Below are 12,989 nucleotides of genomic sequence, written 5' to 3' on the forward strand. Positions count from 1 at the left end.
ACACGCGGCGCGCGTCACAGCGCGGCCCCGTACCGCGCCGGGCGTCCGCGGCCTAGGTTGGCCTCATGTTTGCTGCCTATGCCGCGCGCATCGACCGAGACAAGCCGCTCAGCGGCCTCGAACTGGGCGAACGCCCCGCCCCGGAGAGCCGCCCCGGCTGGACCACCGTGAACGTCAAGGCCGCCTCCCTCAACCACCACGACCTGTGGACGCTGCGCGGGGTCGGCATCACCGAGGACGCGCTGCCGATGATCCTCGGCTGCGACGCCGCCGGGACGGACACCGACGGCAACGATGTCGTCCTGCACTCCGTCATCGGCCAGACCGGCCACGGCGTCGGCCCCGGCGAGACCCGCTCCCTCCTCACCGAGCGCTACCAGGGCACCTTCGCCGAGCAGGTCACCGTCCCCAGCTGGAACGTCCTGCCCAAGCCGAAGGAGCTGACCTACGAGGAGGCCGCCTGCCTCCCCACGGCCTGGCTCACCGCGTACCGCATGCTCTTCACCAACGCCGGGGTGCGGCCCGGCGACAGCGTTCTCGTCCAGGGCGCGGGCGGCGGCGTGGCGACCGCCGCGATCGTGCTGGGCGCCGCCGCCGGGCTGCGGGTCCTCGTCACCAGCCGCGACGAGGGCAAGCGGCGCCGCGCCGTGGAGCTGGGCGCCGAGGCGGCGTTCGGCAGCGGGGAGCGGCTGCCGCACCGGGTGGACGCCGTCATCGAGACGGTCGGCGCCGCCACCTGGTCGCACTCCGTCACGTCGCTGCGCCCCGGCGGCACCCTCGTCATCTCGGGCGCCACCAGCGGTTTCCACCCCGAGCGCACCGAACTCAACCGGATCTTCTTCCTGGAGCTGAAGGTCGTCGGCTCGACGATGGGCAGCAAGGAGGAGCTGACGTCGCTGCTCAGCTTCTGCGCCGCCAAGGGCGTCCGCCCCGTCATCGATTCCACCCTGCCGCTGGACCGGGCGCGCGAGGGCTTCGCGAGGATGGCGGAGGGCGACCTGTTCGGCAAGGTCGTCCTGACGGTCTGAGCAGGGACGACGGAGAGTGAGGGGCGAAGTGGGCGACGGCATACGGGTGTTGCGGGCGGCGGAACGGGCCGCCGCGCCGTGGAGCAACGGCGGCGGGGTGACGCGCGAGATCGCCGCCCACCCCGACGGCGCGGGCTGGGATGCCTTCGACTGGCGGGTCAGCCTGGCCGACGTCACCCGCGACGGCCCGTACTCCCCGCTGCCCGGCATCCGCCGCGTCCTCACCGTCGTCGACGGCGCCGGACTGCACCTGACCGTCGACGGCACCACCCACCCACCGCTGCCCCGCCACATCCCCTTCGCCTTCCCGGGCGCCGCCGCCACCGACTGCCGCCTGGTGGACGGCCCGGTCGTCAACCTCAACGTCATGGTGCGGGAGGGACGGGCGGCGGCGGAGGTCGCGGTCGTACGGGGCGGGTGCGAACTGCCGGGCGCGCCCGGGCCGAGGCTGGTGGTGGCGTTGCCGGGCGGTACGGCTACCGGGCCCGGTGAGCCCGGCGGTACGGCTGCGGTCCCGGCGGGGATGGTGGTGGCCTCGGGCGGTGCGGTCGTGGCCGAGCTCGGGGGTGACGACGCGGTGTTGCTGCCCGCCGGGGTCGCCGCGGAGCTTCGTACGGCTGGGGTTGCCGCGGTGATCACGCTGACGGGGGAGAGGGCGGAAGGGGCGCGCTGACGGGCGGGCCGGTGCGGCGCCGGGCCTGGGACGGCGGGGCCGCCGCACCGGGTCGGCCTTCCGGGTGGTGGGCCGGGGCACCGTCAGGCCGGAGGCGCCACGTTGACCAGCGCGCCGTGCAGGCGGTAGCGGGGGACGCCATCCGTGCCGCCGGGCAGCGGGGTGACGCCGTCCAGCGCCGCGATCCGCTCCGCGAGCCGCGCCGACACCGGGCCGTCGGCGAACGCCCGCCATGCCGCGTGGTCCTCCCACTCCGCGTGGTTGAGCACCCGCGAACCATCCTCACTCACGTGCAGATGCGCCCCCAGCAGTCCCGGGACCCGGGCCTCGGCCAGCTCCGCCAGCACGGTGTCCGCCAGCGCACGCCGGGCCTCCGGCCCCGTCGTGACGAAGACCGGCGTGACCAGCAGCCCCGGCGGACGGTCCGACGCCCCCTCCGGCACATGGCTGCGGTCGAGGCGATAACGCACCAGGCCGGGCCGCCGGATGCCCGGGATCGCCGCGTCGACGGGCGCGAGGGCGGCGGGACGGTGCGCACGTGCCCACTCCCGGTGCGCCTCATCGCCCGTCCACTGCGCGTAGTGCAGCACCTCCGTGCCGTCGAGGCCGAGGAACACCGTGAGCGACAGCATCGCGTCGGGCCGCTCCTGCGCCTCCCACGCGGCGAGCACGGCATCGGCCGCCGCGGCCTGAACCGCCGGGTCCGGCACGATCCAGCTGCTGATCAGAGCGGTTGCGGCATCGGCCCGCCGCACATCGGGGAAGGCGGAAGTCCTGGGCATCACATACTCCGTTCGTCACGGGACGGCACGACGGGACGGGCGCACAGTGTCCCGCCGTCTCGCTCGGAGTCTCCTTCCTCAAGCGCGGTTGAGGTCAAAGTGGTGGGCTGCCCGGGGTGGAACGTCTCCCGCGGGGCGGTCGGGTAGGTACGGGGGCGGCGCCCCGGACCCGGGGCCCGGCGGGGGGCGGAGACGCCGGCGTCGGCCTCGGACGAGGCTCCGTCCCCGGGCCGGGCGCCGGACCGTGACGGCTACGACGTGCTGCCCCGCGCCGCGAGGGCGGCCACCACCGGGGCGGACGGGCCGGCCGACCGGGCCGGCGGAGGCGGCGCCAAGGACGGCGGGGTCGAAGGCGGCGACGGGGGCAACGAGGAGAACCGCGGGGGCGAGATGCGCGACGCGGCCGCCGCGGCGCCCACCGCGCCCACCGCGCCCACCGCGCCCACCGCATCCACGGCGCCCCGCCCCGGCGGCAACTCCCCCCGGGAACACGGAGTTACGGGCGCCGCCCCCGCGTCCGGCGGCCGGATGCCCGCCGCGAGGAGCGCGTGGTTCAGCGGGCGCAGCAGCAGGTGCAGGCGTTCGGCGCCGGACCGGCCGAGCGCGCGCCAGGGACCGGCCGCCAACTGGTCCGTCAACCGCTCGATCGCCTCCCGCTCCCGCAGCCCCCACGCGGTGGTGCTGCCGTCCGGTGCGATCCAGCCGCGGGCCGCGAGCCGGTCGTGGGCGTCGCTCCACTCCTGGGCGCTCCAGCCGCGGGCGGCGGCGGACGCGGGGGCGGCCCAGCCGTGACGGTCCCGTCCACCGCCCGCCGCCGCATGCGACACCAACGCCTCGCACGGGTCCAACCCCCAGGTCAGCAGGGTCGCGAGATGGCCGTCACCGCGATGCTCACGGAGCACCGCCGCGGCCTGCCACAGCACCAGATGCGGCGGCCCGGGCCACGGTAGATCGCGGTTGGCGGCGGCGAGCGGACGCGCCACGGCGTGGGCGTTCTCCGCGGCGCGGCGGGCCAGCTGGGCGGCCTCGGCCACCTCGGGGCCGGACAGCCGGTCGCCCAGCAGCCGGGAGAGCGCCCGGTCGACGGCCCGCAGCCGTGCGTCCAGCACCGCGCCCGGCCGGGCCGTCGCCCAGATCCGTGGTACGTACTGGGCCACCAGCCGCGGCGCGAAGGTGTAGAACGCCGCGGTCACCAGCTCCGGGCCGACGGCTCCCAACGGAGCCGTGCGCCAGGCGAAGTAGCCGGGACGTCGCGACGTGGTGTCGTAACCGAGGCCCGCCGCGACCCGCTGGGCCTCGGGGGCGGAGTAGGCGGTGGCATGCAGCGGTTCGAGCTGCTGCCACATTCGGCGGGCGACCGAAGGGTAGTCCGACATCGCTGTACCTCATGGCCTTCACGATGCGTGCGTGCAGAGAGGGAACGGCCGTTGGCGCGCGCCGCGAGGGCCAGGCCCTGTCGTCGGGGTCCACGCCTCGGGCGCGTCCGCGGACCGAGTGGTGCCGGTACGGGGCGGCGGATGCCGTACGGAACGAGGCGCCCCGCACGGACGACGGGGCGCAGCCCACGCCGCGTCCCGCTCCGCACACGACCACCGCCCGGACACCGGACCGGGAACCCCGCACCGGCCCCGGACGAAAAACCGTGCGACAGATGACGTTCCCCGATTACGTGCCGTGAATCCTGGCTGCGATGAATAACTCTCCGTGATGGCGGGTGGGGAGAGGTGGGGAGAGGTGGGGAGGGAGCGGGGCGCCGCGGCGGGAGGGTGTGCCCCTCCTGTGCCGAACTGCCGCTCCCCAGCCGCCACTTCCCCCCGTCGGCCCCGGCCCTGGGCCTCCGGCCCCTACTTCTCCGTTCCTCGTGCCTCCGGCTCCCGCAGCGCAGCGCCGATTTCGGTGGCGGTCGCCGCGAGCCGTTGCCGGGCCCGGCGTACCTGCTCGGCGGTGACGCCGTGGTCGCGGGCGGCGTCCCGGAGGTCGTCGCGGAAGCGGTCCAGCAGACGGTCGAAGTCGCGGGCCGGATCGGGGCCCGGCGGCTCATCCGCCCACTCCGGCGCGGATGCTTCCCCGGCCCCCGCCCGCCCGGTCGCCGCGTGGTCCGCGCCCGGCCGGCCCTCGGTGGCGGCTCCGCCGAGCCCTGTTCCCCCCGCGAAGCGGCCCACCTCACGGGAGACCTCCGACAGCGCCTCGCGGACCGCGCCCGCCCAGTCGCCGGACCGTACCCGCTCCTGTGCCTGCTCCTGGACCCGCCGGAGGGCCTGCTGTACTTCTTCCCGGGCGAACGCCTGGGCCTCGCGGGCCTGTTCGCGGGCGCGGCGGGCCTCCTGTTCGGCGCGGCGGCGCTCGTCCTTCGCCCGGCGGGCCTGCTCCTTCCACTCCTCCTTGGCCCGGCGGAACTCCTCCTTCGCCTGCCGCCACGCCTCCTTGTCGCCGGACGTGCCCTCGGTCTCCGGTCCCGCGTCGTCGCCGCCCTGGCAGCCCTGTGCCCGTGCCTGCTGGGCGGCCTCGCGGATCTCGCGGCGCAGGTCGCTCGCCGAACCGCTCACGTCCGCCCGGATGTCGGAGGCCAGCGCGGCCACCGAGTCGCGTATCTCCAGCTCCAGCTCGGCCAGTTCACCGCCGCGTCCGGCCAGCTCGGCACGGCCCGCCTCGGTGATCGAGTAGACCTTGCGGCCGCCCTCGGTGGCGTGCGTGACCAGGCCCTCGGCCTCCAGCTTCGCCAGCCGCGGATAGACCGTACCGGCCGACGGCGCGTACAGGCCCTGGAAGCGCTCCTCCAGCAGGCGGATGACCTCGTAGCCGTGGCGCGGATTCTCGTCGAGGAGCTTGAGGAGATAGAGGCGCAGACGGCCGTGGGCGAAGACGGGAGGCATGGTCAGAGCACCTTCTTCTCTATGGACGGGGCGGCCGGGCCGTCGTCCGGGTGGCCGCCGTCCCCGGTCTCGAAGACCGGTCGGCGCAGCAGCGCGAGGCCGCCGGAGACGGTGGTGGCCTTGAGTCTGCCCGTCCCGGAGCCGAGCGTTCCGCTGATGTTCTTCGCACCCCACCGGCCGCCGACCCGCAGCGTGTCGAAGGCGTTGGAGACCGTGCCGCTGGTGGTGCCCGCCTCCACCCGGGTGTCGGCGGGCTCCGGGAGCCGGATCGCCACCTCGCCGGAGACGCTGGTCAGCTGGATGTCCGCGCCCCGGTCCGACGGATCGAGGTCGAGGACCATGTCACCGCTCACGGAGTCCGCATGCACCGTGGCCGCGCCGCCGTCCAGCACCGTCAGATCCCCCGAGACTGAGTGGAACCGCAGACCGCCGGTGACGCCCTGTGCCTCGACCCGGCCCGAGATCGTCTCCGCACGCACCTCGCCGGTCAGCCCGACGAGCGTGCTGTCGCCCGAGACGGTCCGCACCCGGGTGGGGCCCGCGATGCCCGTCACGACCGCTGCGGCGCCGACCACGCCCACCTCGACACGGGCGCTGGCCGGGACGGTCACCGACACCACCGCGCCGTGCTCGCGCCACGCCTTGCGCTGGAGGAAGGTGAACAGCTCTTTCCAGGGCCCCTTCCACGGAGGGTTGTCGTAGCCGATGGAGAGGGTTCCGTCCTCAAGGGAGACGGTCAGCGGCTCGCCCGTGACCTCACCGATCTCCACCCGGGCCGGCCCCTCCTCGGCCGAGCCCACCACGTTGACCGCGCCGCCGCACACCCGGATCTCCAGGGCCCGGACGGGCTCGTCGATCTCCAGGGTGCGGGGCTCGGCCACGCGGAGGGGATGGTGCGACCGTTCGTTCCCCGGCGTACCGGACCCGGACGTGGGAGAACTCGACGTACCAAAACTCGACTCGCTGGACATACCGACCCCCGGTTGGATGGAAGCGCAACGCAACATATCGCGTCTTCGCCATACACGATATATCGCGCCCAGGCGAAGTCAAGAGAGAAGCCGGGAGGGAAGCCGGGAGGGAAGCCGGGAGGGAAGCCGCCAGGAGAGAAGTCGCCGGGACGGAAGCCGGGAGACAGGGCGAGCGGTTCACGCGACGGGGCCGGCGGCCAAGGGATGCCCCCTCGGCCGCCGGCCCCGGTCCCGCGTCGCCCCTCGGGGCGCTCGTCCGCTACTCGTCGTCCTCGTCGTCCAGCCGCGCCAGCCAGGTGGCCAGCCGCTCCACCGGCACCTCGAAGTCCGGGTTCAGATCGACGAACGTACGCAGCTGATCGGCCACCCAGCCAAGGGTGACCTCCTCCTCGCCGCGTCGGCTCTCCAGCTCTTCGATGCCGCGGTCAGTGAAATACACGGGCTCTCCACCAGGGGTCAGTAGGACGTTCCCGGCCAGGATAGGCAGGCCGGACAGGGCACCGCGCAGCCGCCCGCCCCCGGAAGCGTGGGCGGGCACGGCGAAGGGCCCGCCCCCTCGTGGGGACGGGCCCTCCGGTGTCCCGGATCACCGGGGCGGGCGACTACGCGTCGAACGCCTCGGCCATCAGCTGGGCCTGCTCCGCCTGGTGACGCTTGGCGGAACCGACCGCGGGCGACGAGGAGTGCGGCCGCGAGATACGGCGCAGACGCTCACCGTGCGGGATGTCCGCACCGACCGCCAGATCCAGGTGGTCGATGAGGTTGAGCGCGATGAACGGCCACGCACCCTGGTTGGCCGGCTCCTCCTGCACCCACAGGAACTTCCCGGCGTTCGGGTACTTGGCGATCTCGGCCTGGATCTCCTTGCCCGGCAGCGGGTACAGCCGCTCCAGGCGGATGATCGCGACGTCGTCGGCACCGCGCTTGTCCCGCTCGGCGGCCAGGTCGTAGTAGACCTTGCCGGAGCAGAGCAGCACCTTGCGGACGTTCTTCGGGTCCGCCTTCTCGTCGCCGATCACCGGACGGAAACCGCCGGTGGTGAACTCCTCCGCCTTCGACGCCGCGGCCTTCAGGCGCAGCATCGACTTCGGGGTGAAGACGACCAGCGGCTTGTGGTGCGGGTTGTGGACCTGCCAGCGCAGCAGGTGGAAGTAGTTCGACGGCAGCGTCGGCGCGGCGACCGTCATGTTGTTCTGCGCGCACAGCTGGAGGAAGCGCTCGATCCGGGCCGAGGAGTGGTCCGGGCCCTGGCCCTCGTAGCCGTGCGGCAGCAGCAGCGTGACGCCGGAGGTCTGGCCCCACTTCTGCTCGGCGGCGGTGATGTACTCGTCGACGACGGTCTGCGCGCCGTTGACGAAGTCACCGAACTGCGCCTCCCACATGACCAGCGCCTCGGGGCGGGCCAGGGAGTAGCCGTACTCGAAGCCCATGACCGCGTACTCCGAGAGCAGCGAGTCGTAGACGTTGTAACGCGCCTGGTCGTCCGAGAGGTACAGCAGCGGGGTGTAGTCCTCGCCGGTCTCCCGGTCGATCAGCACCGCGTGGCGCTGGCCGAAGGTGCCGCGGCGGCTGTCCTGGCCCGACAGGCGGACCGGGGTGCCCTCCAGCAGCAGGGAGCCGATGGCGAGGGTCTCGCCCATGCCCCAGTCGATCGTGCCGTCCTCGATCATCGACGCGCGGCGCTGCAGCTGCGGCAGCAGACGCGGGTGGACGGTGACCCGGTCGGGAATGTTGACCTGCGACTCGGCGATGCGCTTGACGACCTCCTGGGAGATCGCGGTCGTGACCGCCACCGGGAACTCCGCCTGCGGGTCCGGCACCTCGGCCGCGCCCGGGGCCGAGACGGCCTCGCGGACCTCGGCGAAGACCTTCTCCAGCTGCCCCTGGAAGTCCTGGAGCGCCTGCTCCGCCTCCTCCAGCGTGATGTCGCCCCGGCCGATCAGCGACTCGGTGTACAGCTTGCGCACCGAGCGCTTCTTGTCGATCAGGTCGTACATCAGCGGCTGCGTGAACGCCGGGTTGTCGGTCTCGTTGTGACCGCGGCGGCGGTAGCAGATGAGGTCGATGACGACGTCCTTGTTGAACGCCTGCCGGAACTCGAAGGCCAGGCGGCCCGCGCGGACGACGGCCTCGGGGTCGTCGCCGTTCACGTGGAAGATCGGCGCCTCGATCATGCGGGCCACGTCGGTCGCGTACATCGACGAACGCGACGACTCCGGGGCGGCGGTGAAGCCGACCTGGTTGTTGATGACGATGTGGACCGTGCCGCCCGTGCGGTAGCCGCGCAGCTGCGACATGTTGAGCGTCTCGGCGACCACGCCCTGACCGGCGAAGGCGGCGTCACCGTGGAGGGTGACCGGCAGGACCGTGAAGTCCGTACCGCCCTTGTTGATGACGTCCTGCTTGGCGCGGGAGATTCCCTCGATGACCGGGTCGACCGTCTCCAGGTGGGACGGGTTCGCCGCGAGGGTGACCTTGATCTGCTCGCCGTCCAGGCCGGTGAAGGTGCCCTCCTGGCCCAGGTGGTACTTCACGTCGCCGGAGCCGTGCATCGACTTCGGGTCGAGGTTGCCCTCGAACTCCCGGAAGAGCTGCGCGTAGGACTTGCCGACGATGTTGGCGAGGACGTTGAGGCGGCCGCGGTGGGCCATGCCGATGACGACCTCATCCAGCCGCGACTCGGCGGCCGAGTCGATGACCGCGTCCAGCAGCGGGATGACGGACTCGCCGCCCTCCAGCGAGAAGCGCTTCTGGCCGACGTACTTGGTCTGCAGGAACGTCTCGAACGCCTCGGCGGAGTTCAGACGGCGCAGGATGCGCAGCTGCTCCTCGCGCTCGGGCGAGTTGTGCGGCCGCTCCAGACGGTCCTGGATCCACTTGCGCTGCTTGGGGTCCTGGATGTGCATGTACTCGATGCCGGTGGTGCGGCAGTACGAGTCGCGGAGCACGCCGAGGATGTCGCGCAGCTTCATCATCGACTTGCCGGAGAAGCCGCCGACCGCGAACTCGCGCTCCAGGTCCCACAGGGTGAGGCCGTGCTCGATGATGTCGAGGTCGGGGTGCTTGCGCTGGTGGTACTCCAGCGGGTCGGTGTCGGCCATGACGTGGCCGCGGACCCGGTAGGAGTGGATCAGGTCGAAGACCCGGGCGGCCTTGGTGACGTCGTCGTCGTGGGAGACGTCGATGTCCCGCAGCCAGCGGACCGGCTCGTAGGGGATCCGCAGCGACTTGAAGATGTCGTCGAAGAAGTCGTTCTCGCCGAGCAGCAGCTGGCTCATGATCCGCAGGAACTCGCCGGAGGCGGCGCCCTGGATCACGCGGTGGTCATAGGTGCTGGTCAGCGTCATGACCTTGGAGATGCCCATCTTGTTCAGGGCATCCTGCGAAGTGCCCTGGAACTCGGCGGGGTAGTCCATCGCGCCGACGCCGATGATCAGGCCCTGGCCGGGCATCAGACGCGGCACGGAGTGCACGGTGCCGATGCCACCCGGGTTCGTCAGCGACGCGGTGACTCCGGTGAAGTCGTCCATCGTCAGCTTGTTGTTGCGGGCGCGGCGGACGATGTCCTCGTACGCCTGCCAGAACTCGAAGAAGGTGAGCGTCTCGGCCTTCTTGATGGCGGCGACGACGAGCTGACGGTCACCGTTCGGCTTCACCAGGTCGATGGCGAGGCCGAGGTTGACGTGCTCGGGCTTGACCAGCGTCGGCTTGCCGTCCTTCTCCTGGAAGGAGTAGTTCATCGACGGCATGGCCTTGAGGGCCTGCACCATCGCGTACCCGATGAGGTGGGTGAAGGAGACCTTCCCGCCCCGGGCGCGCTTGAGGTGGTTGTTGATGACGATGCGGTTGTCGAACAGCAGCTTCACCGGGACCGCGCGGACGGACGTGGCCGTCGGCAGCTCCAGGGAGGCGTTCATGTTCTTCGCGACGGCGGCCGACGGGCCGCGCAGCGTCACCAGCTCGGGACCGGCCGGGGCCTTGTCCGCGCCGTCCTCCTTGGCGACAGGCTTCGCGGCGGCGGCCGGCTTCGCGGCGGGCGCGGCCTTCACGGGCGCCGGGGCCGCCTTGACGGGGGCCGGGGCACTCGCGGCGGGCTGCGCCGGAGCGGCCGGAGCGGCGGGCTTCGCGGGCGCCACGGGCTTCTCCTGGGTGGGCGGTACGGGGGCGGGGCCCTCGGCCGGCTGGCTCGGCGCGGTAGCGGCGCCGGGCTTGTAGTCGGCGAAGAAGTCCCACCAGGCTCGGTCGACCGAGTTCGGGTCCTGGAGGTACTGCTGGTAGATCTCGTCAACGAGCCACTCATTCGCACCGAAGGCCGCGGCAGGGGACTTCCCCTGCCCGTCCTGGTCGGTCGAAATGTTCGAGCTGTTGGGGGACTGTGGCGACACGGCGGCAACCGCCCTCTTCCGCTTCCTAAGGTGGTGGACAGCGGAAATAAAGGCTACGCCTCTTGTGACCCTTGGTGCAGTCCGAGAGGGGTACAGGTAGCGCACGTCACATTCGCCGACGGGTTTCGCGGCATGACTTGGCGGGAAATACTCGGGGTTTGCCCGTGCGCGGGTACGCCTCACCACGGGTACACCCCCCTGATCGGGGCGGTGCACCGCCGTTCGTGTGCTTCCGGCACCGACCCTACGCCACGGGCCGTCAGCTCCGGCCGGACTCCGTCCCCGGAAGAGTGACCCGGATTCGGCATCCGCGATCGGATTCGGCCACGCCGATGCGTCCGCCGTGCAGATCCACCGCCCAGCGCGCGATGGCCAGGCCCAGACCCGTACCGCCGTCGGACCCCGGACCGGACGGCGCGGGCCCGCCGCGGTTGAAGCGTTCGAAGACGCGGTAGCGCTCCGCTTCCGGGATGCCCGGGCCCTCGTCCTGCACATCCAGCTCCAGGCTCTGCGGCCCCTCGCCGCGCCGGGCGTGCACGGTGACCCGGCCGTGGCGCGGGCTGTGCTTGATCGCGTTGTCGATGAGGTTGGCGACGACCTGGTGCAGCCGCTCGGCATCCGCGTACGCGGTCAGCTCCGGCGGTGAGACGTCCAGGTGGAGATGGACGTCCGTACGGGTGTGGGTGCCGGACCCAGCCGTTCCGGCGAGGGTGGAGGCGCCGCGGCTCATGTTGGCCTCCTTCAGCACCCCGGACAGGTACGGCCACACCTCGAAGCGGCGGCAGTGCAGCGGCACGACGCCGTTGTCCAGACGGGAGAGGTCCAGCAGATGCTCGACGAGACGGCCCAGCCGCTCGGTCTGCTTCAGTGCGGTCCGCATGGTCTCCGGGTCCGGCTCGGAGACGCCGTCGACGACGTTCTCCAGCACCGCGCGCAGCGCCGCGATGGGGGTGCGCAGCTCGTGCGAGACGTTGGCGACCAGCTCCTTGCGGTGGGTGTCCACCGCCTCCAGGTCGGCCGCCATGCGGTTGAAGGCGCTGGCCAGGTCGCCGAACTCATCACGCCGCTCCGCGCGCACCCGGCGGGTGTAGTCGCCGTGCGCCATCGACCGCGTCACGTCCGTCATCTCGTCGAGCGGCGCCGTCAGGCTGTTCGCCACGAACTGCGTGACCAGCAGCGACGCGATGATCGAGAAGACGGTGATGACCCGCAGCTCGGTCGCCGAGTGGATGGCGACGAAGACCAGCAGCGTGGTGATGATCACCGAGACGACGACCAGCGCGCCGAGCGCCGCCTTCACCGAACGGTAGGGATCGAGCGGCCGCAGCCCCTCCCACAGGCGCCCGGCCAGGGCACGGCCGCGCGCCCGCCAGCCACGCGTCATGCGGGTGGGGTCTCCAGGGCGTAGCCGACGCCGTGGACCGTACGGATGCGCTCGGCGCCGATCTTGCGGCGCAGCGCCTTGATGTGGCTGTCGACCGTGCGCGTCCCGGACGCGTCGGCCCAGTCCCACACCTCCGCCAGCAGCTGCTCACGGGAGAGCACCGCGCGGGGCGTGTGGGCCAGGCAGACCAGCAGGTCGAACTCGGTCGGCGTCAGATGGACATCGGCGCCGCGCACCCGCACCCGGCGCTGCGCGTGGTCGATCTCCAGCTCGCCCAGGCGCAGGATGCCGCTGCGCGGGGTGTGCGCGGCGAGCGCCGCCCGCTCGACGCGGCGCAGCAGGACGTGCACCCGCGCGGCCAGCTCCCGCATGGAGAACGGCTTGGTCATGTAGTCGTCCGCGCCGACGCCGAGACCGACCAGCATGTCGGTCTCGTCGTCCCGCGCGGTCAGCATCATCACCGGCACCGGGCGCTGCGCCTGCACCCGGCGGCAGACCTCCAGGCCGTCGAAGCCCGGCAGCATCACATCGAGGACCAGCAGGTCGGGCTGCCACGCCTCGGCGGTGTCGACGGCCGCCGGGCCGTCCGTCGCCGTCTGCACCTGGAAGCCCTCGGCGCGCAGCCGGGCCGCGATGGCGTCCACAATCGTCGGGTCGTCCTCGACGACCAGTACCCGGCGCTGGGCGCCCGGCGTGGCCGCGGCGGTGCCGCCCTGGCTGGTCTGAGTCTGGTCCATCGCCCGCCCCTGCATGTCCCCGTGTGCCTGGTCGCGTAGTGAGTGGACGTGCGGCAGCGGCGCGGGGGGGGGGGGCGGCGGGGGGGGCGGGGGGGCCCCCCCCCCCCGCGCCGCGGGCGGCGGGCGCGGCCGCGTGTGTGTATCAGACAGAGCGCG

The 12,989-nt window shown here is 72.7% G+C and carries 9 protein-coding genes and 1 pseudogene; 2 read left to right on the top strand and 8 right to left on the bottom strand.

The features are described 5' to 3' along the window. Window positions 1-65 precede the first annotated feature (65 nt). Both ACFWWQ_RS14115 and ACFWWQ_RS14120 read left to right on the top strand, forming a co-directional pair. Complete coding sequence (locus ACFWWQ_RS14115; RefSeq protein ID WP_384595239.1) at window positions 66-1,028, top strand: zinc-binding dehydrogenase; 963 nt, start codon at window positions 66-68, stop codon at window positions 1,026-1,028. Between the two features lie 16 nt (window positions 1,029-1,044). Beyond that, the gene (locus ACFWWQ_RS14120; RefSeq protein ID WP_384595242.1) at window positions 1,045-1,701 is read left to right on the top strand and encodes a HutD family protein; all 657 of its coding nucleotides are present in this window, start codon (window positions 1,045-1,047) and stop codon (window positions 1,699-1,701) included. Window positions 1,702-1,784: 83 nt separating this feature from the next. On the opposite strand, the gene ACFWWQ_RS14125 is transcribed toward ACFWWQ_RS14120, so the two are convergent. The 8 genes and pseudogenes from ACFWWQ_RS14125 to ACFWWQ_RS14160 form a co-directional block, all read right to left on the bottom strand. Beyond that, complete coding sequence (locus tag ACFWWQ_RS14125; protein WP_384595244.1) at window positions 1,785-2,483, bottom strand: antibiotic biosynthesis monooxygenase; 699 nt, start codon at window positions 2,481-2,483, stop codon at window positions 1,785-1,787. A 521-nt stretch (window positions 2,484-3,004) separates the two neighbouring features. Further along, a pseudogene (locus ACFWWQ_RS14130) lies at window positions 3,005-3,859 on the bottom strand (hypothetical protein); the annotation flags it as partial. A gap of 468 nt (window positions 3,860-4,327) precedes the next feature. Beyond that, complete coding sequence (locus tag ACFWWQ_RS14135) at window positions 4,328-5,356, bottom strand: PadR family transcriptional regulator (protein ID WP_384595247.1); 1,029 nt, start codon at window positions 5,354-5,356, stop codon at window positions 4,328-4,330. 2 nt (window positions 5,357-5,358) lie between these two features. Continuing rightward, the gene (locus tag ACFWWQ_RS14140; protein ID WP_384595250.1) at window positions 5,359-6,237 is read right to left on the bottom strand and encodes a DUF4097 domain-containing protein; all 879 of its coding nucleotides are present in this window, start codon (window positions 6,235-6,237) and stop codon (window positions 5,359-5,361) included. 349 nt (window positions 6,238-6,586) lie between these two features. Continuing rightward, window positions 6,587-6,766, bottom strand: coding sequence for a DUF6104 family protein (locus tag ACFWWQ_RS14145; protein ID WP_046926026.1), 180 nt, complete (start codon window positions 6,764-6,766; stop codon window positions 6,587-6,589). A gap of 163 nt (window positions 6,767-6,929) precedes the next feature. Further along, window positions 6,930-10,712, bottom strand: coding sequence for a multifunctional oxoglutarate decarboxylase/oxoglutarate dehydrogenase thiamine pyrophosphate-binding subunit/dihydrolipoyllysine-residue succinyltransferase subunit (locus ACFWWQ_RS14150; RefSeq protein WP_384595254.1), 3,783 nt, complete (start codon window positions 10,710-10,712; stop codon window positions 6,930-6,932). A 259-nt stretch (window positions 10,713-10,971) separates the two neighbouring features. Further along, entirely contained in the window at window positions 10,972-12,096 is a 1,125-nt protein-coding gene (locus tag ACFWWQ_RS14155) for an ATP-binding protein (RefSeq protein ID WP_384595257.1), read from the bottom strand. Next, window positions 12,093-12,833 carry a response regulator transcription factor gene (locus tag ACFWWQ_RS14160; RefSeq protein ID WP_384595260.1) on the bottom strand — a complete coding sequence of 247 codons (741 nt, stop codon included), beginning with the start codon at window positions 12,831-12,833 and terminating at the stop codon, window positions 12,093-12,095. The genes ACFWWQ_RS14155 and ACFWWQ_RS14160 overlap by 4 nt, the downstream gene beginning before the upstream one ends. Between the last annotated feature and the right edge of the window lie 156 nt (window positions 12,834-12,989).

The organism is Streptomyces sp. NPDC059080 (assembly GCF_042739975.1).
Classification (GTDB): domain Bacteria; phylum Actinomycetota; class Actinomycetes; order Streptomycetales; family Streptomycetaceae; genus Streptomyces; species Streptomyces benahoarensis.

Excerpts from the sequence above, each read along its gene's own strand:
- ACFWWQ_RS14115 (WP_384595239.1), top strand. The coding sequence starts at position 66 with ATGTTTGCTGCCTATGCCGCGCGCATCGACCGAGACAAGCCGCTCAGC.
- ACFWWQ_RS14125 (WP_384595244.1), bottom strand. The coding sequence starts at position 2,483 with ATGCCCAGGACTTCCGCCTTCCCCGATGTGCGGCGGGCCGATGCCGCA.
- ACFWWQ_RS14135 (WP_384595247.1), bottom strand. The coding sequence starts at position 5,356 with ATGCCTCCCGTCTTCGCCCACGGCCGTCTGCGCCTCTATCTCCTCAAG.
- ACFWWQ_RS14155 (WP_384595257.1), bottom strand. The coding sequence starts at position 12,096 with ATGACGCGTGGCTGGCGGGCGCGCGGCCGTGCCCTGGCCGGGCGCCTG.
- ACFWWQ_RS14160 (WP_384595260.1), bottom strand. The coding sequence starts at position 12,833 with ATGGACCAGACTCAGACCAGCCAGGGCGGCACCGCCGCGGCCACGCCG.